The following is a 26,338-nucleotide window of genomic DNA, read 5'->3' on the forward strand; positions in this document are numbered from 1 at the left end:
ATGGATGATCGTCACTCGGAAGCGCCGCCCTTCACATAGGCCTCGTAGCCCTCGTTCTCCAGCTTGTCGGCCAGCTCGGCGCCACCGGACTCGACGATGCGACCGGCCGAGAACACGTGGACGTGGTCGGGCTTGATGTACCGCAGGATGCGCGTGTAGTGGGTGACCAGCAGGGTGCCCACCTCACCGGAGGCGGTGACCCGGTTGATGCCCTCGGAGACCTGGCGCAGCGCGTCGACGTCCAGGCCGGAGTCGGTCTCGTCGAGGATCGCGATCTTCGGCTTGAGCAGCTCGAGCTGGAGGATCTCGTGGCGCTTCTTCTCGCCGCCGGAGAAGCCCTCGTTGACGTTGCGCTCGGCGAAGGCCGGGTCCATCTGGAGCGTCGCCATGGCCTCCTTGACCTCCTTGACCCACAGCCGCAGCTTGGGGGCCTCGCCGCGGATCGCGGTGGCGGCGGTGCGCAGGAAGTTGGAGACCGAGACGCCGGGGACCTCGACCGGGTACTGCATGGCGAGGAAGACGCCCGCGCGGGCGCGCTCGTCCACGGTCATCGCCAGCACGTCCTCGCCGTCCAGCAGCACCTGGCCGCCGGTGACGGTGTACTTCGGGTGGCCGGCCAGGGTGTACGCCAGGGTGGACTTGCCCGAGCCGTTGGGGCCCATGATGGCGTGCGTCTCGCCCTGCTTGACGGTCAGGTCGACGCCGCGCAGGATCTCGCGGGCACCGTTCTCGGTGTCGACGGAGACGTGCAGGTCACGGATTTCAAGGGTTGCCATGCTCAGGACTCCTGGGTGACGGAGACGAGCACATCGTCCCCTTCGATCTTTACGGGGTATACGGGGACCGGCTTGGTGGCGGGCAGTCCCGAGGGCTTGCCGGTGCGCAGATCGAAGCTGGAGCCGTGCAGCCAGCACTCGATCCTGCAGTCCTCGACCTCGCCCTCGGAGAGCGAGACGTTCGCGTGCGAGCAGATGTCGTTGATCGCGAACACCTCGCCCTCGGTGCGCACGACCGCCACCGCGAGGCCGTCGAGCTCCACGCGCCGGGGCGTGTCCTCGTCCAGCTCGCTCAGCGCGCAGACGCGCAGGTACGTCATGCCACGCCCGCCAGCTCGTCCTCGATCTTCTCCAGCAGCTGGTCGTGCAGCTCGGCCACGCCGATCTGCTGGACCAGTTCGGCGAAGAAGCCGCGCACCACCAGGCGGCGCGCCTCGTCCTGCGGGATGCCGCGGGACTGCAGGTAGAAGAGCTGCTCGTCGTCGAAGCGGCCGGTGGCGGAGGCGTGGCCGGCCCCGACGATCTCGCCGGTCTCGATCTCCAGGTTCGGGATCGAGTCGACCCGGGCGCCGTCGGTGAGCACCAGGTTGCGGTTGTGCTCGTAGGTGTCGGTGCCCTCGGCGGCGGCGCGGATCAGCACGTCGCCGACCCAGACCGCGTGCGCGTCCTGGCCCTGCAGGGCGCCCTTGTAGACCACGTTGGAGCGGCAGTGCGGGGTGTCGTGGTCGATCTGCAGCCGGTGCTCGAGGTGCTGGCCGGCATCCGCGAAGTAGAGGCCGAAGAGCTCGGCCTCGCCGCCGGGGGCCGCGTAGGTGACCCGCGGGTGGATGCGCACCAGGTCGCCGCCGAAGGTCACCACGACCGACTTGAACGCGGCGTCCCGGCCGATCAGCGCGGTCTGCTGGGCGGCGTGCACCGCGTCGCGGTCCCAGTCCTGGATCGAGACGAAGGTCAGCTTGGCGCCGTCGCCGACCAGCAGCTCGACGTTGGCGGCCCGGGTGCCGGTGCCGGTGTGACCCAGCACCACGACGGCCTCGGCGAACGGCTTGACGTCGATCACCACGTGCGCGAAGCGGACGCCGCCCTCGCCGCGGACGTCGATGCGCACCGGCTCGGTGAGCACGGCGTCCTTCGGGACGGTGACCACCAGCGCCTGCTCGAAGGAGCTGTACGCCTGCGCGGCGACCCGGTCGACCGGCTTGCCGGCCCGGCCCAGGCGCTCGTCCCCGCGGCCCACCAGGTCGGCGGTGACGCCGTCCGGCAGGCTCAGCTCGACCTTGTCCTCGCCGGCGGTCGCGGTGAGCGCGGTGCCGTCGTGCAGGCCGGCCAGGCGGTGCAGCGGGGTGAACCGCCAGTCCTCCTCGCGGCCGGTGGGCACCGGGAAGTCGTTCACGTCGTACGAGGGCTTGACCGCGACGCGGGCGTCGATCGGCTGCTGCACGGTGGCCCGGCCGGTGCCGGGCCCGGCGAGCTGCGCGCCGGCGCCGGCGGTCCCGACCTCGATCGAACCGGCGGTGGTGGAGCCGGAGGTGTTCCCAGTGGCATTCAAAGGCATGTCAGCCATGGCTGTTCGTCGTGCTCTCTTCCTCAAAGGTACGGGGGGTACTGCCGGTTGACGACGCGTCAGCCGACAGAGCCCTCCATCTGCAGCTCGATCAGCCGGTTGAGCTCGAGCGCGTACTCCATCGGCAGCTCACGCGCGATCGGCTCGACGAAGCCGCGCACGATCATCGCCATCGCCTCGAACTCGGTCATGCCGCGGCTCATCAGGTAGAAGAGCTGGTCCTCGCTGACCTTGGAGACGGTCGCCTCGTGGCCCATCGAGACGTCGTCCTCGCGGACGTCCACGTACGGGTAGGTGTCCGAGCGGGAGATGGTGTCGACCAGCAGCGCGTCGCAGAGCACGTTGGACTTGGCGCCCTTGGAGCCCTCGCCGATCTCGATCAGACCGCGGTAGCTGGTGCGGCCGCCGCCACGGGCCACCGACTTGGAGACGATGTTGGAGGACGTGTTCGGCGCCATGTGCACCATCTTGGCGCCGGCGTCCTGGTGCTGGCCCTCGCCCGCGAAGGCGATCGAGAGGGTCTCGCCCTTGGCGTGCTCGCCCATCAGGTAGACGGCCGGGTACTTCATGGTGACCTTGGAGCCGATGTTGCCGTCGACCCACTCCATGGTCGCGCCCTCGTAGGCCACGGCCCGCTTGGTGACCAGGTTGTAGACGTTGTTCGACCAGTTCTGGATCGTCGTGTAGCGGCAGCGGCCGCCCTTCTTGACGATGATCTCGACCACGGCGCTGTGCAGCGAGTCCGAGGAGTAGATCGGCGCGGTGCAGCCCTCGACGTAGTGGACGTAGGCGTCCTCGTCGACGATGATCAGCGTCCGCTCGAACTGGCCCATGTTCTCGGTGTTGATCCGGAAGTAGGCCTGCAGCGGGATGTCCACGTGCACACCCTTCGGCACGTAGATGAACGAGCCGCCGGACCAGACCGCGGTGTTCAGCGCGGCGAACTTGTTGTCGCCCACCGGGATCACGCTGCCGAAGTACTCGTGGAAGATCTCCGGGTGCTGCTTGAGCGCGGTGTCCGTGTCGAGGAAGATCACGCCCTGCTCCTCCAGGTCCTCACGGATCTGGTGGTAGACGACCTCGGACTCGTACTGGGCGGCGACGCCGGCGACCAGGCGCTGCTTCTCCGCCTCCGGGATGCCGAGCTTGTCGTAGGTCGCCTTGATGTCGGCGGGCAGGTCCTCCCAGGACTCGGCCTGCTTCTCGGTCGACCGCACGAAGTACTTGATGTTGTCGAAGTCGATCCCCGAGAGGTCGGAGCCCCAGGTCGGCATCGGCTTCTTGCCGAAGAGCTTGAGGCCCTTCAGGCGCAGGTTGAGCATCCACTCCGACTCGGACTTCTTCGCCGAGATGTCGCGGACGACCTCCTCGCTCAGGCCGCGCTTGGCCACCGAGCCGGCCGCGTCGGGGTCCGACCAGCCGAACTCGTAGGTGCCCAGACCTTCGAGCTCCGGGTGGGAAACGGTGTCAGTCATGCGGGGTTCCTCCGCGCAGGCGCAGTCGGTGTTCCAGTGGTCGTACCGGCAGTCGGCGCTGCACCGGAATCCGCCCGGGGGGCGGAGGACGGTGCGGCACCGGGTGCCGGCACGTAGGTGGTGCAGACCCCGTCGCCGTGGGCGATGGTGGCCAGCCGTTGCACATGGGTGCCCAGGAGCTGGGAGAAGACCTCGGTCTCCGCCTCGCAGAGCTGGGGGAACTGCTCGGCGATGTGCGCGACCGGGCAGTGGTGCTGGCAGAGCTGGGCGCCGGCCGGGGCCTTGGAGGCCGAGGCGGTCGGCACTCGCCGCACGGTGGCAGCGTACCCGTCGGCGCTCAGCGCCCGGGCGAGCGCCTCGGTCCGGTCCTCGGCGGGGGCCTGGGCCAGGTCGCCGAGGTACTTCTGGCCCTGCTTGGCGAACCGGGCCCGGGCGAAGGCGGCGACCGCCTCCTCGCCCGCCGCGCCGCCGCCCACGGCCTCGGCGATCCAGCGCAGCGCGTCGGCGGCGAGCTGGTCGTAGGCCTGGTAGAAGGCGTCCCGGCCGGACTCGGTGAGGGCGAAGACCTTCGCCGGCCGGCCGCGCCCGCGGCTGCCGTAGACCCGCTGCTCGCGGGACTCCACCAGCCCGGAGGCGGCCAGACCGTCCAGGTGGCGGCGGACCGCCGCTGAGGTCAGGCCCAGGCGGGTGGCCAGGTCGGTGGCGGAGGAGGGACCGTGGTCCAGGATGGAACGGGCGACCCGGTCACGGGTGGCCCGGTGGCCGTCCAGCAGCACCTCCGCCGAGGTCGCGGGCACCGGGAAGCCGGGGGCCGACTCGGCCTCCAGCTCCTGCGGGTGCTCGCGCATGTTTTTCACAACACCATTGTTGCGTAATTACTTCCGGACGGACAACCCGTGATCCACGCCTCAGCGGTGGGATCCATCACGCAGGCAAGCCTTACCTGGCCTGCCGAAACCGTCCGGGAGGCCCGGTCGGGACACCCCGCGCGGCCCTCTTACACTCGCCGGTATGCAGACAACACCCGCGGTCGAGATCGCCGGGCTGGTCAAGCGGTACGGCGACAAGACCGCGGTGGACGGCCTGGACCTGCGCATCGAGCGCGGCACCGTCACCGCCGTGCTCGGGCCCAACGGAGCCGGCAAGACCACCACCATCGAGACCTGCGAGGGCTACCGCCGCCCCGACGCGGGCACCGTGCGCGTGCTGGGCCTCGACCCGCAGCGGCAGGCGGCCGAGCTGCGGCCCCGGATCGGGGTGATGCTCCAGGCCGGGGGCGTGTACGCGGGCGCCCGCGCCGTCGAGATGCTCCGGCACACCGCCAAGCTGCACGCCCACCCGCTGGACGTGGACGCGCTGGTCGAGCGGCTGGGCCTGGGTTCCTGCGGCCGGACCACCTACCGCCGGCTCTCCGGCGGGCAGCAGCAGCGGCTCGCGCTGGCGATGGCCGTGGTCGGCCGCCCCGAGCTGGTCTTCCTGGACGAGCCCACCGCCGGACTCGACCCGCAGGCCCGCCGGGCCACCTGGGACCTGGTGCGCGACCTGCGCCGCGACGGCGTCACCGTGGTGCTGACCACGCACGCCATGGACGAGGCCGAGCAGCTCGCCGACGCGGTCGCGATCGTCGACCGCGGCCGGGTGATCGCCGGCGGCAGCCCCGACGAGCTGTGCCGCGACGGCGCCGAGAGCAGCCTGCACTTCGAGGGCCCGGCCGGCCTCGACCTCGGCGCGCTCACCAAGGTGCTCCCCGACGGCGCCGCGGCGACCGAACTCGCGCCCGGCAGCTACCGGGTGCAGGCGCCGATGGATCCGCGGCTGGTCGCCACCGTGACCGCCTGGTGCGCCGACGCCGGCGTGCTGCCCGAGAGGCTGACCGTGCAGCGGCGCGGCCTCGAGGACGTCTTCCTCGAACTGACCGGACGGGACCTGCGCTCATGACCACTCCCGGCACCTACGCGCCGAAGCCCGGCGCGGCCCCGCTGGCCCGGATGCTGCTGGCCCAGACCGCGTTCGAGACCCGGATGCTGCTGCGCAACGGCGAGCAGCTGCTGCTCACGGTGGTCATCCCCACCGTGCTGCTGGTGCTCTTCAGCGCGGTCGACGTGGTCGCGGTGACCGGCCCCGGCCGGCGGGTGGACTTCCTGGCCCCCGGACTGCTGGCGCTGGCCGTGATGTCCACCGCCTTCACCGGCCAGGCCATCGCCACCGGCTTCGAGCGCCGCTACGGGGTGCTCAAGCGCCTGGGGGCCAGCCCGCTGCCGCGCTGGGCGCTGCTGAGCGCCAAGACCGGCTGCGTGCTGGTCACCGAGGTCCTCCAGGTCGCCCTGCTCTCGGTGATCGCGCTGGCGCTGGGCTGGTCGCCGCACGGCGACCCCCTCGCGGTGGCCCTGCTGCTGGTGCTGGGCACCGCCGCCTTCTCGGGCCTGGGCCTGCTGATGGCCGGGACCCTGAAGGCCGAGGCCACCCTGGCCGGCGCCAACCTGGTCTTCATCCTGCTGCTGCTGGCCGGCGGGGTGATCGTGCCGCTGAGCAGGTTCCCCGCCGCCGTGCAGTCGGTGCTGGGCCTGCTGCCGATCAGCGCGCTGTCGCACGGACTGCGCTCGGTGCTGCAGAACGGCGCGTCGCTGCCCTGGTCGGACCTCGGGATCCTGGCCGGCTGGGCGGTGCTGGCCCTGGCGGCGGCCGCCCGGTTCTTCCGCTGGGAGTAGACCCGGCGCAGCGAAGCCCGGGGGGCGGGGACCGTCGCGGTCCCCGCGGGCCCGGCCGGGCGGCCCGTGCTCAGTGCCGGCCGTCGGGCCGGCGGCGGCCGACGTAGACCAGCCCGCCACCGACCACCAGCACCGCCGCGCCCACCCCGGCGATCAGGCCGGCGTTGCTGCCGCCGCCGGTGAAGGCGAGCGAGGGCGCGGTGCTGCTCGGCTTGGGCACGGCCGAGGTGGCCACCACCGGGGCCGCCGAGGTCGGCGCCGCGCTGCTGGGCCTGGCGCTGGCCGGCGCCACGGTGCTGGGTGCCGCAGTGGTCGGCGCCGGGGTGGTCGGCGCCACGGAGCTCGGGCTCGGGCTCGGTGAGGGCGGCGCCGTGGTGGGGCTGGGCGTCGGCGTCGGCGTCGGCGTCGGGCAGACCTGAAGGGTCTTGGTCTCCGTGCCGGACCAGTGGTTCTCGCCCTTGGGGTCGTCCGAGGTGTAGACGACCAGCACCGCCGTGATCGGCTTGGGATGGTCGGTCGGCACCGTGAAGACCTGGTGGAACGCGGTGTCGAACTTGACCTTGTCGAGCTTCTTCTCGCCGTCCAGGGTCAGGCTGACCTCGTTGTCGGCCTTCGCCTGGTACGACGTGAGGTCGATGGTGACCGACGAGCAGGTCGTGGTCATGTCGAACGTGTGCGCCGAGGCCGCGGTGGCCAGCAGCCCGGTGGAGAGCACCGCGAGCGTCGCCGCCCCGGCGAGTGTGCGGCCGGATATCAGCCTCTGTCGCGCCATAACCATGTGTTCCTCTTCCGTACAGGACTGTGCAGCACGGGCGTTGCAAAGATCCGTAAGCGACCGACTACACCTGGTGCGGGGGACTCTACCGGCACCCGCGCCCCGTTCCACCCCCGCAGAACGGCCGGATTACGTCTGTGCGGTGGGGGGTTGGCGTGCTGGAGCGGGCCGATACCCGTCTCACCTCAGGCAACGGCCGCGCGATCCAGCCACGTTGCTTTGATCACATGACGTCAAAATAGTCGGACCCCTGTGACCGGAGATGATCAACAGGGGTCCGATTCGGGACAGCTGAGCAAATATCAGGACTTCCGGGCCGCCCGGCGCCGGGTGGCCAGCACGATGCCACCACCGGCCGCCAGCACCAGCAGGCCGCCCACCGTCAGCGGAACGATCCCGTCCGCGCCGGTGAACGCCAGGCCGCCGTGCGGGGCGGCCGGGCTCGGGCTCGCCGCGCCCGGCGTGGCCACCGCTCCGCCCGACGGGGTGGTGGCCACCGCGGCCGGCGCCGGGGCGCTGCCCGACGGCCGAGCGCCTGCAGGGGTGGTCGCCGGGTGGGCGGTCGGGGCGGTCGGCGAGGCGGTGACGCCCGGCGTGCTCGGCCCGCCGGGGGTGCTGCCCGGGGTCGAGGGGGTGGACACCGGCGCGCTCGGGGCGGCCGGGCCGCCGCTCGGCGGCGAGCTCGACGGCACGGTCGGCGGCAGGCTGGGCGCGCCGGAGGGCACCGGCGGCACCGGGAGGCAGGCGGTGAACGGGGAGTGGTGGGTCTCCGCTCCCCCGCTGCCGGTCAGCGAACGGGCGATCACCGAGCCGTTGACCGGGCCGCCGGTGCCCAGGTCGAAGGCCGCGTCGGGGGCCAGCACGCTGCCGGCCCAGGCCAGCGCGCTGTTCTTGACCACCGTGGTGGCGGTCGGCAGGTTCCACAGCAGCGCGGCGCGCACCGCGCCGCCGTCCGCGCTCTGCAGCTTGTCGTCCAGCACGTAGCCCTGCTTCGTGTGGTCCCAGAGCCACATCGAGGTGGTGCCGGCGGACCGCGAGTCGTAGCCCTCCCCCGTCACGGTGACCACCGCGACCGCGCCGGCCGGGACCTTCAGCCGGATCGCCCGGGCGCCCTCCAACTGCGCCGCGCTCACCACGAAGCCGTTGTAGGCGCTGTCGGTGCCGGTCAGCGTCAGGGTCGCCGCGGCACCGCTGCCCTCGGCGAGGACCGTGCTGCCGGCCGAGGCGCCGCGCGCGGCGAGCGCGGCGGACAGGCCGCGCAGCGTGGCGAACTCGGCGGCGAAGTCGATCGGCGAGGGGCCGTGCACCACCGTGCCCGCGTGCCCCTCCAGCCGGCCGGCGCCGAACTTCCGGCCGGCGTAGACGCCGTTGCCCTTCATCACCTCGGTGTTGCCGTCACCGACCGTGATGTTCCCGCCGACCACCAGCGCGTTGCCGCCGGGCAGCGCCTTGACCTGGGCGTCCGTCAGCTCCTGGCCGACGCTGAAGCCGTGACCGAAGTCGGCGTTGCCGCCGACCGCCACCGCCCCCTCGGCGTCCGGGCCGTGCGAGTCGTCGCCCTCGACGAACTCCCCGTACAGGCCGGCCACGCCGAAGCCCTGGCAGGTCGCGGCGGCGGGCGTGACGGGGACGGCGGGCGTGGCGAGGGCGGCCGGCGCGACGAGCGCGCCCAGGGCGAGCGAGCCGCCCAGGGCCAGGGCCGCGGCGGGTACGGATATGCGCATGTGCTGGATCTCCGCTGGTGGGTGCGGTGCGGATGGGGGATGACAGCGCACTCTCCCGGCCGGCGGCCACAATGGTCAAGACCAATGTCCGACCTGATCCGGAGGGTCCCGGTTTGTCGCCCCACCGGGTCCGGCCCCCACCGCGCGCCGGCGGCCCGCGCCCCCGCCGCAAGATCGCCCCGGGGGCAACCTAGGATGAATCCGTGCGTACCCCCTTCTCCCTGCTCGCCGAACGCTGGCAGCCGTCCGCCACCCTCGTGCGGCGGGCCGCACTGAGCGCGCTGGTGATGAGCGTCGTCATCGTGGTGACCGGCGGCGCGGTCCGGCTCACCGGCTCCGGCCTCGGCTGCAGCACCTGGCCCACCTGCACCGCCGAGAGCCTGACGCCGACGCCCGCGATGGGCGTGCACGGCGTCATCGAGTTCACCAACCGGATGCTCACCTACGTGCTCTGCGCGGCGGTCGGCTGGGCGATCCTGGCGGCCCGCTGCGCCCGGCCCTGGCGCCGCCCGCTGACCCGGCTCGGCTGGGCCCAGTTCTGGGTGGTGATGAGCAACGCCGTGCTCGGCGGCATCACCGTGCTGGCCGGCCTCAACCCGTACGTGGTGGCCGCCCACATGCTCGCGGCGCTGGCACTGGTCTGGGTCGCCCTGCTGACCTGGGAGCGCGCCAAGGAGGGCGACGGACCGGTCCGGCCGCTGGTCGCCGGCCCGCTGCGACAGCTGGCAGGCGTCCTGGTGGGGGTGACCGGCGCGCTGGTGGTGGCCGGCACCCTGGTGACCGGCGCCGGTCACCACCCGGGCGACTCCAGCGACGTGCCGCGGATCCCGATCGGCTACGACCGCCTCGCCCAGGTGCACGCCGACCTGGCCTTCGCGGTGGTCGGCCTCTCGCTGGCGGTGATCTTCGTGCTGGCGGCGGTCAAGGCGCCGGCGGCCGCCCGGGCCCGCGGCCGCGAGCTCTTCGTGGTGCTGCTCGCCCAGGGCGTGATCGGCTACGTGCAGTACTTCACCGACGTGCCCGAGGTCCTGGTCGGCCTGCACATGCTCGGTGCCACGCTGACCTGGATCGCCGCGCTGCGGATCCCGCTGGCGCTGCGCACCCGTGACGTCGAGGCGCCCGCCGCCGAGGACGGGGACCGGGTCGGCGGGGTCGAGCCGGTCGACGCGCCGGCCCTGAGCGCCCAGCGCACCGCCGTCTGAGCCGTCCGCCCGAACCCGCCGGCAGCACGAAGGCCCTGGCCCCCACCGCACCGGGGGGCCAGGGCCTGTCTCGTGGGCTCGCCGGTCGGTCCGGCCCGTACCCGGACCGGCCGGCGGAGCGTCACCCGCCGAGCTGGATGCCCGCCATCCGCTTCCACTCGTACGAGCCGGTGCGCACCTTCAGGGCGAGCTCGCCCTCGAAGGAGTCGTGCAGCGTGACGCCGGCCAGCTCGGCGGCCCGGCGGCCGACCTGCTAGCTGGGCGCCACCTGGTCGCCCCAGGAGCCGTCCTGGCCCACCAGCACGATCCGGGTGGCCACCCGGCCGACGTACTCGACCACGCCGTCGGCGCTGCCGCCGTGCTGCCGGGCGAACGCGGTCAGGTTCTTGGCGATGCGCTTGGCGCGGCGCTCGGCGCGGGCGTCCGAAGCGGCGGGGGCGAGGGTCTCTGCGCTGCTCATGCCCGCATGCTACCCACGGGTAGCGGAGCTGGCGACGGCAGGGACGTGTGCCGCCGACCACAGCGCGCCACCGGACCTCGACCCGGCCGGCCGCCAGGCCCGGGGGCGGGAACGCCGACGGCCCCGGCGTGTCGTGTAACGCCGGGGCCGTCTGCGGCCAAGTACCGGGTGAGGGGCTCGCTACCCGAGGGAGCCGGTCACCCGGTGAAGGGATCGATCGCGATCGCCACCATCAGCAGCGTCAGGTAGGTGATGGACCAGTGGAACAGCCGCATCTCCTTGAGCTTGGCCCCCTCCAGGCCGGCCTTGGCCCGGGCGTGCAGGCCGTGCGCCTCCTTGAGCCAGAAGCCGCCGAGCAGCACCGCCGAGACCGGGTACAGCCAGCTGGTGTGGGCCAGCGGCCAGAGCAGCAGCGAGACCCCCACCATCACCCAGGAGTAGGCCACGATCTGACGCGCCACCGCGAGGTTGCCGGCGGTCACCGGCAGCATCGGCACACCGGCCTTCGCGTAGTCGTCGCGGACCTTCATGGAGAGCGGCCAGTAGTGCGGCGGCGTCCAGAAGAAGATCACCAGGAAGAGCACGAACGGCGCCCAGCTCAGCGAGCCGGTCACCGCCGCCCAGCCGACCAGCACCGGCATGCAGCCGGCGATGCCGCCCCAGACGATGTTCTGCGCGGTCCGCCGCTTGAGGCCGAGCGTGTAGACGAAGACGTAGAAGAGCAGCCCCGCCAGCGCCAACCCGGAGGCGAGCCAGTTGACGAAGTAGCCCAGCCACAGGGTGGAGACGACTCCCAGGGTGATCCCGAAGACCACGGCCTCGCGCGGCGAGACCATCCCGGTCACCAGCGGCCGGCGCTCGGTGCGGCTCATCACCGCGTCGATGTCGCGGTCGATGTACATGTTCAGCGCGTTGGCCCCACCGGCGGAGAGGTACCCCCCGATGACGACCGCCAGGACGAGCCAGAGGTCGGGCACCCCGCGCTGCGCCAGGAACATCACCGGCACCGTGCTCATCAGCAGCAGCTCGATGATCCGAGGCTTGGTCAGTGCGACAAATGCCCCGACACGGGCCCCGAACGGCCGGTGCGCGGGGGTCGTCCCGAGGACCCCGGCGGGGCGGGATTCGACGGCGGTCACGAACACCCCAACTGAAGATGAAGCTTCGCAGGCGTCCACGGGTCGATTGCTCGTGAATCCGTTCACGCTGCGCGTACCACGCCACCTTAGACGGTGCATATCTCCCGATCCGCCCCGGGGTCCGCTGACGGGGCCCAACCGCACACCCGTGGGTGAACTCCGCAGTTCGCCGGTGGCCGACCCCGGACAAAACAGGCCAAGGTAGTACCGGCGACGCAGGTGCGCCACCCCCGCCGGAACCGGGAATGAGGCCGCGAAACCACCGGTTGCTGCCACACGGAAGGCGGCCCCCGGGCCGGACGGTAGGCTCACCCGAAGAAGCGGGATCAACCCTCCGTGACCGGCATGACCGAACGACATCCGGCCCACAGCGACGTGGCCGACCCGGTCCCCTTCACGGGGTCACACTTCAATACGGAAGGAGCCCTGAGAAGGGTGAGCACCACGCCGACGAACGCAATCGAGTGGACCGAGCTGGACGAGCGGACCGTTGACACGGCCAGGGTCCTGGCCATGGACGCGGTCCAGAAGGTCGGAAACGGGCACCCCGGCACGGCGATGGCCCTCGCCCCCGCGGCCTACCTCCTCTTCCAGCGCTTCCTGCGCCACGACCCGACGGACCCCCACTGGGTCGGGCGCGACCGCTTCGTGCTCTCCCCCGGGCACACCAGCATGACCCTCTACACCCAGCTCTTCCTCTCCGGCTACGGCCTGGAGCTGGACGACCTGAAGGCGTTCCGGGTCGCCGGCAGCCGCACCCCGGGCCACCCCGAGCACGGCCACACCGCCGGGGTGGAGACCACCACCGGCCCGCTCGGCCAGGGCATCGGCAACGCGGTGGGCATGGCGATGGCCGCCCGCTACGAGCGCGGCCTCTTCGATCCGCAGGCCGCCCCGGGCAGTTCCCCGTTCGACCACACCATCTGGGCCATCGTCTCCGACGGCGACCTGGAGGAGGGCATCTCCGCCGAGGCGTCCTCGCTGGCCGGCCACCAGAAGCTCGGCAACCTGGTCGCGGTCTACGACGACAACCACATCTCGATCGAGGGCGACACCCAGACCGCCTTCTCCGAGGACGTCCTGGCGCGCTACGAGGCCTACGGCTGGCACGTCCAGCGCATCAGCCCCAAGGACAGCGGCGACATCGACGTGCAGGCCCTCGCCGACGCGCTGACCGCGGCCAAGGCCGAGACCTCGCGCCCGTCCATCATCGCGATGCGCACGATCATCGCCTGGCCCGCCCCCGACGCGCAGAACACGGCCAAGGCCCACGGCTCGGCGCTCGGCGCGGCCGAGATCGCCGCGACCAAGAAGGTGCTGGGCTTCGACCCGGAGCGCACCTTCGAGGTCTCCGACGAGGTCCTCAGCCACGCCCGCCAGGTGATCCAGCGCGGCAAGGCCGCCCGGGCCGAGTGGGAGCGGTCCTTCGCCGAGTGGCGCGCGGCCGACGCCGCCCGCGCCGCGGAGTTCGACCGCGTCCAGGCCGGCGAGCTGCCGAACGGCTGGAAGAAGCAGCTGCCGTCCTTCCCGGCCGGCAAGGACGTCGCCACCCGCAAGGCCAGCGGCGACACCCTCAAGGCACTCGGTGCGGTGATCCCGGAGCTGTGGGGCGGCTCGGCCGACCTCGCGGAGTCCAACCTCACCACCATCGACGAGGAGAGCTCCTTCCTCCCCGAAGGCAACCCGCTCAAGTCGGCCAGCCCCTACGGCCGCACGATCCACTTCGGGATCCGCGAGCACGCCATGGGCTCGACCATGAACGGCATCGCCCTGCACGGCAACACCCGGGTCTTCGGCGGCACCTTCCTGGTCTTCGCCGACTACATGCGCCCGGCGGTGCGGCTCGCCGCGCTGATGAAGCTGCCGGTCACCTACGTCTGGACGCACGACTCGATCGGCCTCGGCGAGGACGGCCCGACCCACCAGCCGGTCGAGCACCTGGCCGCGCTGCGGGCGATCCCGGGCCTGTCGATGGTCCGCCCGGCCGACGCCAACGAGACCGCCGTCGCCTGGCGCACCGTGCTGGAGCGGCACACCAGCCACCCCGGCCCGGTCGGCCTGGCGCTGACCCGCCAGGGTGTGCCGACCTGGGACCGCGAGGTCTTCGGCTCCGCCGAGGGCACCGCCAAGGGCGGCTACGTGCTGGCCGAGGCCTCCGACGGCGCCCCCAAGGTGATCCTGATCGGCACCGGCTCCGAGGTGCAGCTCGCGGTCCGGGCCCGCGAGGTGCTGGAGGCCGAGGGCATCGCCACCCGGGTGGTCTCGATGCCGTCCATCGAGTGGTTCAACGAGCAGGACCAGGCCTACCGCGACCAGGTCCTGCCCTCGACCGTCAAGGCCCGCGTCTCGGTCGAGGCCGGCATCGCCCAGGGCTGGCGCGAGCTGGTCGGCGACCACGGCCAGATCGTGAGCCTGGAGCACTTCGGTGCCTCGGCCGACTTCCAGGTGCTGTTCCAGGAGTTCGGCATCACCGCCGAGGCCGTGGTGCACGCCGCCCACAAGTCGCTCCGCTCGCTGGAAGCCGTCAACCGCTAGGCCTCCCCGGGCCGCGCACCCGGCGGACACCAGCCGACCCCGGCGGGTGCGCGGCCCCTCCCGCTACCTGACGTACCGATGATCGAAGGACTGAGCAGCATGACTGACGCACTGAAGCGCCTCAGCGACGAAGGCGTGGCGATCTGGCTCGACGACCTCAGCCGCAGCCGGCTGACCTCCGGCAACCTGGCCGAGCTCGTGCAGACCAAGCACGTGGTGGGCGTGACCACCAACCCGACGATCTTCCAGAAGGCGATCGCCGGCAGCGGCGACTCCTCCTACGACGCCCAGCTGCGCGACCTGGCGGTGCGCAAGCTCACCACCGACGAGGCGATCCGCATGATCACCACGGCGGACGTGCGCGACGCCGCCGACGTGCTGCGCCCGGTCTACGACGCGAGCAACGGCCGCGACGGCCGGGTCTCCATCGAGGTCGACCCGCGCCTGGCCCACGAGACCGCCGTCACGGTCGCCGAGGCCAAGCAGCTGTGGTGGCTGGTGGACCGTCCCAACGTCTTCATCAAGATCCCCGCCACCCGGGCCGGCCTGCCGGCGATCAGCGAGGTCATCGCCAAGGGCATCAGCGTCAACGTCACGCTGATCTTCTCGCTGGAGCGCTACAAGGCCGTCATCGACGCCTACCTGACCGGCCTGGAGCAGGCCAAGGCCAAGGGCATCGACCTCTCCTCGATCGAGTCGGTGGCCTCCTTCTTCGTCTCCCGGGTCGACACCGAGATCGACAAGCGCCTGGACGCCATCGGCGGCGAGGCCAAGGAGCTGCGCTCCAAGGCCGCGCTGGCCAACGCCCGCCTCGCCTACCAGGCGTACGAGGAGGTCTTCGGCTCGGTCGACGGCAAGAAGCCGGCCGGCGAGCGCTGGCGCGCCCTGGAGGCGGCCGGCGCCAAGGCGCAGCGCCCGCTCTGGGCCTCCACCGGCGTCAAGGACCCGGCCCTGCCGGACACCCTGTACGTCACCGAGCTGGTCGCTCCCGGCACCGTCAACACCATGCCCGAGGCCACCCTGGACGCCACCGGCGACCACGGCCAGGTCACCGGCGACACCATCACCTCGGCCTACGCCGACGCGCAGGCCGTGCTGGACGCGCTGGCCGCGGCCGGCGTCGACTACGACGACGTCGTGCAGGTCCTGGAGGACGAGGGCGTGGCCAAGTTCGAGGCCTCCTGGCTGGAGCTGCTCGACACCGTGACGGCCTCGCTGGCCTCCTTCGCGGCCGACGGCAAGTGACCCCTGCTCGCACGACGCACTGAAGCGGAGCCCAGCAGTGAGCAATGGACAGGCATTTCCCGACCTCGAGGGGTCCGAGGTGACGCAAGGAACGGTTCCGCAGCAGCCCGCGAACCCGCTGCGTGACCCGGCCGACCGCCGGCTGCCGCGGATCGCGGGCCCCTCGGGTCTGGTCATCTTCGGGGTCACCGGCGACCTCTCCCGCAAGAAGCTGATGCCGGCGATCTACGACCTGGCCAACCGCGGCCTGCTGCCGCCGGGCTTCTCGCTGGTGGGCTTCGCCCGCCGCGAGTGGGAGGACGAGGACTTCGCGAAGGAGGTGCACGACGCCGTCAAGGAGCACGCCCGCACGCCCTTCCGCGAGGAGGTCTGGCAGCAGCTCGCCAAGGGCATGCGCTTCGTGCAGGGCACCTTCGACGACGACGCCGCCTTCGACACCCTGCGGCAGACCATCGAGGACCTCGACAAGGCGCAGGGCACCAGCGGCAACTTCGCCTTCTACCTCTCGGTGCCGCCGAAGTTCTTCCCCAACGTGGTGCAGCAGCTCAAGAAGCACGGGCTGGCCGACCCGCCGAAGGGCTCCTGGCGCCGCGCGGTGATCGAGAAGCCCTTCGGTCACAACCTGGAGAGCGCGCAGGAGCTCAACAAGGTCGTGCACGAGGTCTTCCCGCGCGACGAGGTCTTCCGGATCGACCACTACCTGGGCAAGGAGACGGTCCAGAACATCCTGGCGCTGCGGTTCGCCAACTCGATGTTCGAGCCGATCTGGAACCGGTCGTACGTGGACCACGTGCAGATCACGATGGCCGAGGACATCGGCATCGGCGGCCGGGCCGGGTACTACGACGGCATCGGCTCGGCCCGCGACGTGATCCAGAACCACCTGCTCCAGCTGATGGCGCTCACCGCCATCGAGGAGCCGGCCTCCTTCCACCCGAAGGCGCTGGTCGCGGAGAAGCTCAAGGTGCTCAGCGCGGTGCAGCTGCCCAAGGACCTGGGCCTGCACACCGTGCGGGGCCAGTACGCGAGCGGCTGGCAGGGCGGCGAGGAGGTGCTCGGCTACCTCGACGAGGACGGCATCGACCCGAACTCCAAGACCGACACCTTCGCGGCCATCAAGCTGGAGATCAACAACCGGCGCTGGGCCGGGGTCCCGTTCTACCTGCGGACCGGCAAGCGCCTGGGCCGCCGGGTGACCGAGATCGCGGTGGTCTTCCAGCGCGCCCCGTACCTGCCGTTCGACTCCTACGCGACCGAGGAGCTGGGGCAGAACGCCCTGGTCATCCGGGTGCAGCCGGACGAGGGCGTCACGGTGCGGTTCGGCTCCAAGGTGCCGGGCACCTCGATGGAGGTCCGGGACGTCACGATGGACTTCGCCTACGGCGAGTCGTTCACCGAGTCGAGCCCGGAGGCGTACGAGCGGCTCATCCTGGATGTGCTGCTCGGCGACGCCAACCTGTTCCCGCGGCACCAGGAGGTCGAGCTCTCCTGGGAGATCCTCGACCCGATCGAGAAGTACTGGGACCAGCACGGCAAGCCCGCGCAGTACCCGGCCGGGACCTGGGGTCCCGCCGAGGCGGACGAGATGCTCGCACGAGACGGCAGGAGCTGGCGCCGGCCATGAGGATCGACCTGACGGACACCACGTCAAGCAAGATCAACAACGCGTTGATGGACGCCCGCCGGGCCAGCGGTTCCACTGCTGCCGGCATGGTCCTCACGCTGGTCATCGTGGTCGACGAGGGCAGCGCGTACGACGCCCTCCGCGCCGCGAACGACGCTTCGCGCGAGCACCCCTCGCGCACCCTCGCGGTGATCAAGCGGGCCGGCCGCTCGCCGCGGGCCCGCGCCGGCACCCGGCTGGACGCCGAGATCCTGGTCGGCACCGACGCCGGCTCGGGCGAGACGGTCGTGCTGCGGATGCACGGCGAACTCGTCTCGCACGCCCAGTCGGTGGTGCTGCCGCTGCTGCTGCCGGACGCCCCCGTGGTGGTCTGGTGGCCGGAGAACGCGCCGCTGCACCCGGCGCAGGACCCGCTCGGCGCGATCGCCCAGCGCCGGATCACCGACGCGGTGACCGCCGAGTCGCCGGTGGGGCAGCTCAGCGTGCGCGCCGAGAGCTACACCCCCGGTGACACCGACCTCGCCTGGACCAGGATCACCGGCTGGCGCTCGATGCTGGCCGCCGCCCTGGACCAGCGCCCGGTCACCGTCACCTCCGCCGTGGTCGAGGGCGAGTCCTACAACCCCAGCGTGGAGCTGCTCGGGCTCTGGCTGGCCAACCGCCTCGACGTGCCGGTCGAGCGGGTGGTCACCAACGGCCCCGGCATCACCTCGGTCACGCTGCGCAGCAAGGACGGCCCGATCGTCCTGGACCGCCCGGACGGGCTGCTGGGCACGCTCTCCATCCCCGGCTCGCCGGACCGGATAGTGGCCCTCAAGCGGCGCGACACCGCGGAGCTGATCGCCGAGGAACTGCGCCGGCTCGACCCGGACGACATCTACGCGGCCGCGGTGCGCACCGGTGTGGAGCGGCTCAGTGAGCCGTCGACCGCCGAGATGCAGGCGGCGAACGTGCCCGCCACCACCACCGTCGTCGAGGCGGCGGTGGCCACCGCGCGGGTGACCGCCAAGGTGCGGGCCGTGGAGGCCGCCGTGGCGGAGGCCGCGGGCGAGGCGGCCATGGCCGCTCCCGCCCCGGCCGAGGCCACGCCGGTGGTCGCGAAGAAGGCGCCGGCGAAGAAGGCCGGTGGCAAGGGCGCGGCGAAGAAGGCCGAGGCCGCGAGCGCGCCCAAGAAGGCGGCCACCCGCAAGCGGAGCGGCGCGTGAGTCCCGTCCCGCAGCTGGTGGTGCACCGCGACAAGGAGCTGATGGCCCAGGCGGCGGCCGCCCGACTGATCACCAAGATCGTCGACGCGCAGTCCGCCCGGGGCATCGCCTCCGTGGTGCTCACCGGCGGGCGCAACGGCAACGCGCTGCTCGCGGCCGTCGCCGCCTCCCCCGCGCGGGACGCGGTGGACTGGTCGCGGCTCGACCTCTGGTGGGGCGACGAGCGGTTCGTGCCCGCCGCCGATCCGGACCGCAACGCGGTGCAGGCCACCGGCGAGTTGCTCGCACGGGTGCCGCTGGATCCGGCGCGGGTGCACCCGATGCCCGCCTCGGACGGGGTGGACGGGGCGGATGTCGAGGCCGCCGCCGAGCGGTACGCGCAGGAGCTGGCCAAGGCCGCCGGTCCGCAGGACCGCGGCCGGGTGCCCGCCTTCGACGTGCTGCTGCTGGGCGTCGGCCCGGACACCCACGTGGCCTCGCTCTTCCCCGAGCACCCGGGCGTGCGCGAGAGCGCGCGGACGGTGGTCGGGGTGCGCGGGGCCCCCAAGCCGCCGCCCACCCGGATCTCGCTCACCCTGCCGGCCATCCGCGCGGCCCGCGAGGTCTGGCTGCTGGCGGCCGGCGAGGACAAGGCCGACGCCGTGGCGCTGGCGCTCTCCGGTCCGGGCGAGCTGCTGGCCCCGGCCAGCGGGGCGTACGGCACCAGCCGCACGCTCTGGCTGCTGGACCGCGCGGCCGCCGACCGGATCCCGCCGCAGCTCTACCCGCCGGCCTCCGCCTGAGACACCTCACGCCCGGCCGGGCGACCTCACACGCCGTCGGGGCGGTGCGCCAACTGCGCACCGCCCCGACGGCGTTGTCACACCCTCACGGCCGAAGCGGGCCGCTGTGGGCCGGCGCGCACTCTCCCAGCGGCTCGCGCTCCCAGCGCCGCTCGCCGTCCTGCCACCGCTCGGTGGGGGCCAGCCCGGCCGCCGCCGCGACCCCTCCGGCGGCGGCGTGATCGGGGTGCACATGGGCGACCACCCGCAGGCCCGCCAGGTGCCCGGCCACCGCGCGGGCGGCCTCCTTGGCGATCCCGCGCCCCTGCCAGCCGGTGCCCACCACCCAGGCGATCTCCGCCTCACCGCCCGCCAGCGTGGCCTGGACCCAGCCGACCAGCGGCCCCGCGCCGTCCTCGCGCCCCTCGTCGTCGCCGGGCCGCGCCTCACCGCCGGGCCGCACCTCGCCACCGGGCCGCGCCGGATCGCCGTCCAGCCGCACCACCCAGTTGCACCAGGTCTCGGCCGGGTCCGGCGAGCCGGCCTCCCACCGCTGGTAGCGGACCCTCAGCTGCTCGGCCGTCAACGGCGCGTCCCCGATGAAGGTGTGCAGCGCGGGATCGCCGAGCACCTCGGCCATCTCGGCGGCGTGCTCGGCGCGCAGCGGCAGCAGGGTCAGCCGCTCGGTCCTGATGGTCACTCGGCTCCTCGGGTCGGGGACGGCCGCGCCACCCCCGGGCAGCACGACGGGCGCGGACCGTGTCGGTCCGCGCCCGGGTGTGGAAGGTCCGGCATCCTGGATACCGTGCGCGTCGCGCCGCCGGCTCCCGGTGCTTCGGCCTCCGGTCGCTCAGATCTCGCCGCGCAGCTTGGCCAGCGCCTCGGCGAGGATCGCCTCGCCGTCGGCGTCGGTGCGACGCTCGCGGACGTAGGCCAGGTGCGTCTTGTACGGCTCGTTGCGCGAGGGCGCCGGCGGGTTGTGCTCGTCCTGTCCGGCCGGGAACCCGCAGCGCGGGCAGTCCCAGGTGTCCGGGATGACGGCCTCGGCGGCGAAGCTGGGGCGCGTCTCGTGCTTGTTGGCGCACCAGAAGGAGATCCGGTTGCGGGGGGCGGACTCGCCGCGCTCCGCCTCACCCATCGGGCCTGCCCCGACCCTGCTGCCACGGATGGCGTTGCCACTTGCCACGGTCTGACTCCCTGCGTGCCCTATCCGCCTGGTCTACCCAGACGCTGCCGACCGCACCCCAGCGGGACCGGTCTCACCTGCACCCGCCGCCCGCTGCGGACAGAGGCAAGTTGTCCTAGTGTACGGAGCGGATAAGGATCTGTCCGCACCGCCTGCACAACTGAGACCCGATCAGCTCTTGACCTTGATCAGCAGACCCAGTACGACGATGCAGGCGAACCAGCCGAGGCCCACGATGATGGTGATCCGGTCGAGGTTGCGCTCGGCCACCGCGGAACCGCCGCCGGCCGACATCGAGCCGCCGCCGAACATGTCGGACAGACCGCCGCCCTTCCCCTTGTGCAGCAGCACCAGGACGATCATCAGGAAGCTGAAGAGGAGCAGGGCAATCGAGAACCCGACAATCACGACAGGACCATCCATCTCGTTCATTAGGTCATGGCCCGAAGGGCCGGACCACCCGAGAAGGCGATCCGGCCCAAAGCCTACGTTGCTGCGAGGGCGTTATCCTACCGCCTGCTCGCGGTAACGCACGATCTTGACGAACTCGTCGGCGTCCAGCGAGGCCCCGCCGATCAGCGCACCGTCCACGTCGGGCTTGGCCATCAGGCCCGCCGCGCTCGAGGACTTCACCGAACCGCCGTACAGGATGCGGACCTTGTCGGCCAGCTCGGCCTCGTAGAGCTCGGCCAGCTTGGCCCGGATCGCCGCGCAGACCTCCTGGGCGTCCTCCGGAGTGGCCACCTCGCCGGTGCCGATCGCCCAGACCGGCTCGTAGGCGACGACGATCCGCTCGACGTCCGAGGCCGGCACGCCCGCGAGGGCGCCCTCGAGCTGGGCCAGCGTGTGCGCGACGTGCGTGCCGGCCTTGCGGACCTCCAGCGGCTCGCCGATGCACAGGATCGGCAGGATCCCGTGGCGGTAGGCGGCCTTCACCTTGGCGTTGACGATCTCCTCGTTCTCGCCGTGGTACTGGCGGCGCTCCGAGTGGCCGATCACCGCGTAGGTGCACTTCAGCTTGGAGAGCATCGGGCCGGAGATCTCACCGGTGTAGGCGCCCGAGTCGTGCGCCGAGATGTCCTGCGAGCCGTACTTGATCTTCAGCTTGTCGCCGTCCACCAGCGTCTGCACCGAGCGCAGGTCGGTGAACGGGGTCAGGACGGCGACCTCGACGGCCTCGTAGTCCTTGTCGGCCAGCGTGAAGGCCAACTTCTGGGTGTGCTGGATGGCCTCGAGGTGGTTGAGGTTCATCTTCCAGTTGCCCGCCATCAGCGGGAGACGCTCACTCATGCTCTGCTCAGCCTTCCAGGGCGGCGAGACCGGGGAGCGTCTTGCCCTCCAGGTACTCGAGGCTCGCGCCACCGCCGGTCGAGATGTGTCCGAACTTGGTCTCGTCGAAGCCCAGGATGCGCACGGCCGCGGCCGAGTCGCCACCGCCGACCACGGTGAAGGCCTCGCTGTCCTGCAGGGCCTTCGCGACGGCCTTGCAGCCCTCGGCGAAGGTGGGGTGCTCGAAGACGCCGAGCGGGCCGTTCCAGAAGACGGTGGCGGCGTCCGCCAGCTTCTGCGCGAACAGCTCCTGGGTCTTGGGGCCGATGTCCAGGCCCTCCTTGTCGGCCGGGATCCGGTCGGCGTCGACCACCTCGAAGTCCTCGACCGGCTTGTGGGTCTTGGTGTCGGGGAAGCTCGCGGAGACCGCGACGTCCACCGGCAGCACGAACTCCACGCCCTTGGCCTCGGCGCGGGCCAGGTAGTCCAGGACGGTGGGGATCTGGTCCGCCTGCAGCAGCGAGATGCCGACCTCGTGGCCCTGGGCCTTGAGGAAGGTGTACGCCATGCCGCCGCCCACCAGGATCCGGTCGGCCTTCTCCAGCAGGTTGTCGATCACCGCGAGCTTGTCGGAGACCTTGGCGCCGCCGAGCACCACCACGTAGGGGCGGGCCACCTCGTCGGTGAGCTTGCGCAGGACGGCCACCTCCTTCTCGATCAGCAGGCCCGCCGCGTGCGGCAGCCGGGCCGGCAGGTCGAAGACCGAGGCGTGCTTGCGGTGCACCGCGCCGAAGCCGTCACCGACGTAGCGGTCGGCCAGCGCGGCGAGCGCGTCGGCGAAGGCGCCGCGCTCGGCGTCGTCCTTGCTGGTCTCCCCCGCGTTGAAGCGCAGGTTCTCCAGCAGCGTGACCTCGCCGTCGGCCAGAGCGGCGACGGTGGCCTTCGCGCTGTCACCCACGGTGTCGGTCGCGAAGGCGACCGGCTTGCCGAGGATCTCACCCAGCCGCACGGCGACCGGGGCGAGCGAGAACTGCGGGTCCGGCTCGCCCTTGGGGCGGCCGAGGTGGGAGGCGACGATCACCTTGGCACCGCGCTCCAGCAGGGCGGCGATCGTCGGCGCGACGGCGCGGATCCGGCCGTCGTCGGTGATGGCGCCGCCCGAGAGCGGCACGTTGAGGTCGGCGCGGACGAAAACCCGCTGGCCGGCCACGTCGAGGTCGTCGATGGTCTTCACGGTCTTCGATCTCCTGGGGAGGGGGGAGGGGTGGCGCTGGAGGGGCGGCACAGCGCCGGGCCGCCGGGGGAACGGTGAGGGTCGCAGGGACAGGGCCCGGAGGCGGGATCGCGCCGTCCGGGCCCTGGCCCTCACTTCACGTCAGCTCCCGCTGCGTCAGAGCTGGCCACCGACGAGGGCGGTCAGGTTGACGAGACGGTTCGAGTAGCCCCACTCGTTGTCGTACCAGCCGAAGATCTTGACCTGGTTGCCCTGGACCATCGTCATCAGCGAGTCGAAGATCGTGGAGAACGGCGAGTTCACGATGTCGGAGGAGACGATCGGGTCCTCGGTGTACTGCAGGATGCCCTTGAGGGAGCCCTCGGAAGCCTTCTGGAAAGCCGCGTTGACCTCCTCGACGGTGACCTCGCGCTCCAGGGTGACGACCAGGTCGGTGATCGAACCGGTCGGCACGGGGACGCGCAGCGAGGTGCCGTCCAGCTTGCCCTTGAGCTCCGGCAGCACCAGCGCGGTGGCCTTGGCGGCACCGGTGGAGGTCGGGATGATGTTGATCGAGGCGGCGCGGGCGCGACGCAGGTCCTTGTGCGGGAAGTCCAGCGTGACCTGGTCGTTGGTGAACGCGTGCACCGTGGTCATCAGACCCTTGACGATGCCGAAGTTCTCGTTCAGCACCTTCGCCATCGGCGCCACGCAGTTCGTGGTGCAGGAGGCGTTGGAGATGACGGTGTGGTTCGCGGCGTCGTACTTCTCGTCGTTGACGCCCATCACGATGGTGACGTCCTCGTCGGTGGCGGGCGCCGAGATGATGACCTTCTTGGCACCGGCCGTGACGTGCTTGATCGCCTGGTCGGCCTTGGTGAAGATGCCGGTGGACTCGATGACGATGTCCACGCCCAGGTCGCCCCAGGGGAGGTTGGCCGGGTCGCGCTCGGCGATCACCTTGAAGGTGTGACCGTCGACCGTGATGCTGTCAGCGGTGTGGGTGACCTCGGACTGCAGGGTACCCAGGATGGAGTCGTACTTGAGCAGGTGAGCCAGGGTCTTGGTGTCGGTCAGGTCGTTGACACCGACGATCTCGATGTCCGCGCCCTGGGACTTAACCGCACGGAAGAAGTTGCGGCCGATGCGGCCGAATCCGTTGATGCCTACCCGGATCGTCACGAACCGATCTCCTCTGAGGTACGCCGGACTATGCCGACGGGGTGGAAATGGGATGTCCCCGACCACCCATGACCCTACCTCCCTGGGGTCCGACGGAGCACATCAGCCCGGGGTCAAGAGGCTGGCGTGGCGCTCTTGCGCACACCCCGGCGCACGTGCACGAAACCGCCCCGGATTTCGGGAAATCCGAGGCGGCATCAGAAGCCCTCAGGAGAGCGCCATCTCCTCCGTCAGGTTCGCCTCGGTGCTGGGCAGGCCCAGTTCGGAGGCCCGCTTGTCGGCCATCGCCAGCAGCCGGCGGATCCGCCCGGCCACCGCGTCCTTGGTCAGCGGCGGGTCGGCCAGCGCGCCCAGTTCCTCCAGCGAGGCCTGCTTGTGCTGCATCCGAAGTTGGCCGGCCGCCGCCAGGTGCTCGGGCACCTCCTCGCCGAGGATCTCCAGCGCCCGCTGCACCCGGGCACCGGCGGCCACCGCCGCGCGGGCCGAGCGGCGCAGGTTGGCGTCGTCGAAGTTGGCCAGCCGGTTGGCGGTGGCCCGCACCTCGCGGCGCAGCCGGCGCTCCTCCCAGGCCAGCACCGACTCGTGCGCGCCGAGCCGGGTCAGCAGCGCGCCGATGGCGTCGCCGTCGCGGATCACCACCCGGTCCGCCCCGCGCACCTCGCGCGCCTTGGCCGGGATGCCGAGCCGGCGGGCCGCGCCGACCAGGGCCAGCGCCGCCTCCGAACCGGGACAGGTGATCTCCAGCGAGGAGGACCTGCCGGGCTCGGTGAGCGAGCCGTGCGCCAGGAAGGCGCCGCGCCAGGCCGCCTCCGCGTCGCAGGTCGCCCCGGAGACCACCGCCGGGGGCAGACCGCGGATCGGCCGTCCCCGCCCGTCGACCAGCCCGGTCTGCCGGGCCAGCAACTCACCGTCCTTGATCACCCGGACCACGTACCGGCTGCCGCGCCGAAGACCGCTGGGGGCCATCACCACCAGTTCGGAGGCGTGCCCGAAGATCTCCAGCAGGTCCTTGCGCAACCGCCGTGCCGCAATGCCGGTGTCCAGCTCCGCCTCGATCACGATCCGACCGCTCACAATGTGCAGTCCGCCCGCGAATCGCAGGATCGCCGACACCTCAGCCTTGCGACAGCAGGCCCGGGTGACAGGGAGCCGGCTGATTTCGTCCTTCACCGCTGCCGTCATCGCCATGGGCCGATCCTTCCATGTGTCCGGAAAATCCGGTCGTACGCAGCCGCCAGAAGCTCCGGGTCGTGTCGCGCGGTGCCGTCGGCGGCGGCCACCCGGTCCAGCACGAGCGCCGCGCCCATCCGCGCGGCGGCCTTCTCCAGGCCGGCCAGGTCGGCCTGGCCGAAGGCGCCGCCGGTCACCGCGCGCTCGTCCACCAGGATGGCATCCACGCCGAGCTCGGGAGCGTGGTCGGCGATCACGTCCAGGTGGCGCTGCGGGGTGAAGCCCTCGGTCTCGCCCGGCTGCGGCGCCAGGTTGAGCGTCAGCAGCCGGCGCGCCTTGGTGTCCACCAGCGCGTCGGCCAGCTCGGGCACCAGCAGGTGCGGCAGCACGCTGGTGAACCAGGACCCCGGCCCCAGCACCACCCAGTCCGCCTCCAGCACCGCGCTGACCGCCTCCGGCACCGCCGGCGGCTGCTGCGGCAGCAGCCGGATCGACTGCACGGTGCCCGGGGTGACGGCCACGTTGGCCTGGCCGCGCACCGCGGAGACGATCGCCGGAGCGGCCGGGTCGTGGCCGCGCACCTGCGCCTCGATGTCCAGCGGGACCGCCGACATCGGCAGCACCCGGCCCTGCACGTTGAGCAGCCGGCCCACCCACTCCAGCGCCGCCACCGGGTCGCCCAGCTTCTCCCAGAGCGCCACGATCAGCAGGTTGCCCACCGCGTGGCCACCGAGCTCGCCGGTGCCGGTGAAGCGCTGCTGGAGCACCTCGGACCAGGTGCGGCCCCAGTCGTCGTCGCCGCAGAGCGCGGCCAGCGCCTTGCGCAGGTCCCCGGGGGGCAGCACGCCGAGCTCGGCCCGCAGCCGGCCGCTGGAGCCGCCGTCGTCGGCCACCGTGACCACGGCGGTCAGGTCGGAGGTGAGGCGGCGCAGCGCGGAGAGCGAGGCGGACAGGCCCTGCCCGCCGCCGAGTGCGGTGATCCGCGGCGCCGGCACCTTCGCCGCGCCGCCGCTCCTCTTCGATGCGCCCGGAGAGCCCCGCTCGGCGGCCTTGTGCTGGAGTTGCCGCCCTGGCGAGTATCCCGTCACACCTACCCCACGTTTCTGTGCTGTCGGCGGTGCTGTG

24 protein-coding genes and 1 pseudogene are annotated in these 26,338 nt (G+C 72.0%); 8 read left to right on the forward strand and 17 right to left on the reverse strand.

Annotated features, from left to right (window positions below; all coding sequences use genetic code 11):
- Window positions 1–11 precede the first annotated feature (11 nt).
- From sufC to ABD323_RS01680, 5 genes are read right to left on the reverse strand one after another with little or no spacing between them, the layout of a single operon-like run.
- Window positions 12–776 (reverse strand): Fe-S cluster assembly ATPase SufC, encoded by a 765-nt coding sequence (sufC, locus tag ABD323_RS01660; protein ID WP_344438118.1) that lies wholly within the window; start codon window positions 774–776, stop codon window positions 12–14.
- Window positions 777–778: 2 nt separating this feature from the next.
- Complete coding sequence (locus ABD323_RS01665) at window positions 779–1,096, reverse strand: bifunctional 3-phenylpropionate/cinnamic acid dioxygenase ferredoxin subunit (protein ID WP_344438120.1); 318 nt, start codon at window positions 1,094–1,096, stop codon at window positions 779–781.
- Window positions 1,093–2,340, reverse strand: coding sequence for a Fe-S cluster assembly protein SufD (gene sufD, locus ABD323_RS01670; protein ID WP_344438122.1), 1,248 nt, complete (start codon window positions 2,338–2,340; stop codon window positions 1,093–1,095). Before sufD ends, ABD323_RS01665 begins: the two co-directional genes overlap by 4 nt.
- Before the next feature lie 59 nt (window positions 2,341–2,399).
- On the reverse strand, window positions 2,400–3,815 hold the full coding sequence (gene sufB, locus ABD323_RS01675) for a Fe-S cluster assembly protein SufB (protein ID WP_344438125.1): 1,416 nt from the start codon (window positions 3,813–3,815) through the stop codon (window positions 2,400–2,402).
- Window positions 3,812–4,663, reverse strand: a complete 852-nt coding sequence (locus tag ABD323_RS01680) for a helix-turn-helix transcriptional regulator (protein WP_344438280.1) — start codon at window positions 4,661–4,663, stop codon at window positions 3,812–3,814. Before ABD323_RS01680 ends, sufB begins: the two co-directional genes overlap by 4 nt.
- Window positions 4,664–4,826: 163 nt before the next feature.
- On the opposite strand from ABD323_RS01680, the gene ABD323_RS01685 reads away from it, so the two are divergent.
- Complete coding sequence (locus tag ABD323_RS01685) at window positions 4,827–5,753, forward strand: ABC transporter ATP-binding protein (RefSeq protein ID WP_344438128.1); 927 nt, start codon at window positions 4,827–4,829, stop codon at window positions 5,751–5,753.
- Window positions 5,750–6,523 carry an ABC transporter permease gene (locus tag ABD323_RS01690; RefSeq protein WP_344438130.1) on the forward strand — a complete coding sequence of 258 codons (774 nt, stop codon included), beginning with the start codon at window positions 5,750–5,752 and terminating at the stop codon, window positions 6,521–6,523. Before ABD323_RS01685 ends, ABD323_RS01690 begins: the two co-directional genes overlap by 4 nt.
- 70 nt (window positions 6,524–6,593) lie before the next feature.
- On the opposite strand, the gene ABD323_RS01695 is transcribed toward ABD323_RS01690, so the two are convergent.
- Together ABD323_RS01695 and ABD323_RS01700 are read right to left on the reverse strand one after the other, a co-directional pair.
- Entirely contained in the window at window positions 6,594–7,295 is a 702-nt protein-coding gene (locus tag ABD323_RS01695) for a sortase-dependent protein (RefSeq protein ID WP_344438132.1), read from the reverse strand.
- A 305-nt stretch (window positions 7,296–7,600) separates the two neighbouring features.
- On the reverse strand, window positions 7,601–9,022 hold the full coding sequence (locus ABD323_RS01700) for a choice-of-anchor A family protein (protein ID WP_344438134.1): 1,422 nt from the start codon (window positions 9,020–9,022) through the stop codon (window positions 7,601–7,603).
- A 203-nt stretch (window positions 9,023–9,225) separates the two neighbouring features.
- Here ABD323_RS01700 and ABD323_RS01705 point away from each other — a divergent pair, with 203 nt between their 5' ends.
- A complete protein-coding gene (locus tag ABD323_RS01705; protein ID WP_344438137.1) occupies window positions 9,226–10,224 on the forward strand; it encodes a COX15/CtaA family protein in 999 nt (332 codons plus the stop codon).
- Window positions 10,225–10,345: 121 nt separating this feature from the next.
- Here the strand turns inward: ABD323_RS01705 and ABD323_RS01710 are convergent.
- Window positions 10,346–10,684 (reverse strand): annotated as a pseudogene (locus tag ABD323_RS01710) (hypothetical protein).
- Between the two features lie 197 nt (window positions 10,685–10,881).
- Window positions 10,882–11,823 (reverse strand): heme o synthase, encoded by a 942-nt coding sequence (locus tag ABD323_RS01715; RefSeq protein ID WP_344438141.1) that lies wholly within the window; start codon window positions 11,821–11,823, stop codon window positions 10,882–10,884.
- Between the two features lie 435 nt (window positions 11,824–12,258).
- On the opposite strand from ABD323_RS01715, the gene tkt reads away from it, so the two are divergent.
- The 5 genes from tkt to pgl all read left to right on the forward strand — a co-directional run bounded on the left by tkt (window position 12,259) and on the right by pgl (window position 19,214).
- Entirely contained in the window at window positions 12,259–14,358 is a 2,100-nt protein-coding gene (gene tkt, locus ABD323_RS01720; RefSeq protein WP_344438143.1) for a transketolase, read from the forward strand.
- A 99-nt stretch (window positions 14,359–14,457) separates the two neighbouring features.
- Window positions 14,458–15,603 carry a transaldolase gene (gene tal / locus ABD323_RS01725; protein ID WP_344438145.1) on the forward strand — a complete coding sequence of 382 codons (1,146 nt, stop codon included), beginning with the start codon at window positions 14,458–14,460 and terminating at the stop codon, window positions 15,601–15,603.
- A gap of 79 nt (window positions 15,604–15,682) precedes the next feature.
- Window positions 15,683–17,227 (forward strand): glucose-6-phosphate dehydrogenase, encoded by a 1,545-nt coding sequence (zwf, locus tag ABD323_RS01730; RefSeq protein ID WP_344438147.1) that lies wholly within the window; start codon window positions 15,683–15,685, stop codon window positions 17,225–17,227.
- Window positions 17,224–18,432 (forward strand): glucose-6-phosphate dehydrogenase assembly protein OpcA, encoded by a 1,209-nt coding sequence (gene opcA, locus ABD323_RS01735; RefSeq protein ID WP_344438149.1) that lies wholly within the window; start codon window positions 17,224–17,226, stop codon window positions 18,430–18,432. Before zwf ends, opcA begins: the two co-directional genes overlap by 4 nt.
- Entirely contained in the window at window positions 18,429–19,214 is a 786-nt protein-coding gene (gene pgl / locus ABD323_RS01740; protein ID WP_344438151.1) for a 6-phosphogluconolactonase, read from the forward strand. Before opcA ends, pgl begins: the two co-directional genes overlap by 4 nt.
- An 85-nt stretch (window positions 19,215–19,299) precedes the next feature.
- Here pgl and ABD323_RS01745 read toward each other — a convergent pair whose 3' ends face one another.
- The 8 genes from ABD323_RS01745 to ABD323_RS01780 all read right to left on the reverse strand — a co-directional run bounded on the left by ABD323_RS01745 (window position 19,300) and on the right by ABD323_RS01780 (window position 26,301).
- Complete coding sequence (locus tag ABD323_RS01745) at window positions 19,300–19,893, reverse strand: GNAT family N-acetyltransferase (RefSeq protein WP_344438154.1); 594 nt, start codon at window positions 19,891–19,893, stop codon at window positions 19,300–19,302.
- A 150-nt stretch (window positions 19,894–20,043) separates the two neighbouring features.
- A complete protein-coding gene (locus ABD323_RS01750) occupies window positions 20,044–20,379 on the reverse strand; it encodes an RNA polymerase-binding protein RbpA (protein ID WP_035841977.1) in 336 nt (111 codons plus the stop codon).
- 171 nt (window positions 20,380–20,550) lie between these two features.
- Window positions 20,551–20,787: a preprotein translocase subunit SecG gene (secG, locus tag ABD323_RS01755; protein WP_344438168.1), complete on the reverse strand. Its 237-nt coding sequence runs from the start codon at window positions 20,785–20,787 to the stop codon at window positions 20,551–20,553.
- Between the two features lie 96 nt (window positions 20,788–20,883).
- The gene (gene tpiA, locus ABD323_RS01760; RefSeq protein WP_344438170.1) at window positions 20,884–21,669 is read right to left on the reverse strand and encodes a triose-phosphate isomerase; all 786 of its coding nucleotides are present in this window, start codon (window positions 21,667–21,669) and stop codon (window positions 20,884–20,886) included.
- Window positions 21,670–21,676: 7 nt separating this feature from the next.
- A complete protein-coding gene (locus ABD323_RS01765) occupies window positions 21,677–22,882 on the reverse strand; it encodes a phosphoglycerate kinase (protein ID WP_344438173.1) in 1,206 nt (401 codons plus the stop codon).
- A 156-nt stretch (window positions 22,883–23,038) separates the two neighbouring features.
- Complete coding sequence (gene gap / locus ABD323_RS01770; RefSeq protein WP_344438175.1) at window positions 23,039–24,043, reverse strand: type I glyceraldehyde-3-phosphate dehydrogenase; 1,005 nt, start codon at window positions 24,041–24,043, stop codon at window positions 23,039–23,041.
- Between the two features lie 207 nt (window positions 24,044–24,250).
- A complete protein-coding gene (gene whiA / locus ABD323_RS01775) occupies window positions 24,251–25,231 on the reverse strand; it encodes a DNA-binding protein WhiA (protein WP_344438178.1) in 981 nt (326 codons plus the stop codon).
- Window positions 25,222–26,301, reverse strand: a complete 1,080-nt coding sequence (locus ABD323_RS01780; RefSeq protein ID WP_425555825.1) for a gluconeogenesis factor YvcK family protein — start codon at window positions 26,299–26,301, stop codon at window positions 25,222–25,224. The genes whiA and ABD323_RS01780 overlap by 10 nt, the downstream gene beginning before the upstream one ends.
- Window positions 26,302–26,338 lie beyond the last annotated feature (37 nt).

Source organism: Kitasatospora nipponensis, assembly GCF_039528135.1.
Classification (GTDB): Bacteria; Actinomycetota; Actinomycetes; order Streptomycetales; family Streptomycetaceae; genus Kitasatospora; species Kitasatospora nipponensis.

Bases quoted from the DNA above. Each gene is read 5' to 3' on its own strand.
- sufC (WP_344438118.1), bottom strand. From the start codon at position 776: ATGGCAACCCTTGAAATCCGTGACCTGCACGTCTCCGTCGACACCGAG.
- ABD323_RS01665 (WP_344438120.1), bottom strand. From the start codon at position 1,096: ATGACGTACCTGCGCGTCTGCGCGCTGAGCGAGCTGGACGAGGACACG.
- sufD (WP_344438122.1), bottom strand. From the start codon at position 2,340: ATGGCTGACATGCCTTTGAATGCCACTGGGAACACCTCCGGCTCCACC.
- sufB (WP_344438125.1), bottom strand. From the start codon at position 3,815: ATGACTGACACCGTTTCCCACCCGGAGCTCGAAGGTCTGGGCACCTAC.
- ABD323_RS01680 (WP_344438280.1), bottom strand. From the start codon at position 4,663: ATGCGCGAGCACCCGCAGGAGCTGGAGGCCGAGTCGGCCCCCGGCTTC.
- ABD323_RS01685 (WP_344438128.1), top strand. From the start codon at position 4,827: ATGCAGACAACACCCGCGGTCGAGATCGCCGGGCTGGTCAAGCGGTAC.
- ABD323_RS01690 (WP_344438130.1), top strand. From the start codon at position 5,750: ATGACCACTCCCGGCACCTACGCGCCGAAGCCCGGCGCGGCCCCGCTG.
- ABD323_RS01695 (WP_344438132.1), bottom strand. From the start codon at position 7,295: ATGGCGCGACAGAGGCTGATATCCGGCCGCACACTCGCCGGGGCGGCG.
- ABD323_RS01700 (WP_344438134.1), bottom strand. From the start codon at position 9,022: ATGCGCATATCCGTACCCGCCGCGGCCCTGGCCCTGGGCGGCTCGCTC.
- tal (WP_344438145.1), top strand. From the start codon at position 14,458: ATGACTGACGCACTGAAGCGCCTCAGCGACGAAGGCGTGGCGATCTGG.
- opcA (WP_344438149.1), top strand. From the start codon at position 17,224: ATGAGGATCGACCTGACGGACACCACGTCAAGCAAGATCAACAACGCG.
- tpiA (WP_344438170.1), bottom strand. From the start codon at position 21,669: ATGAGTGAGCGTCTCCCGCTGATGGCGGGCAACTGGAAGATGAACCTC.
- whiA (WP_344438178.1), bottom strand. From the start codon at position 25,231: ATGGCGATGACGGCAGCGGTGAAGGACGAAATCAGCCGGCTCCCTGTC.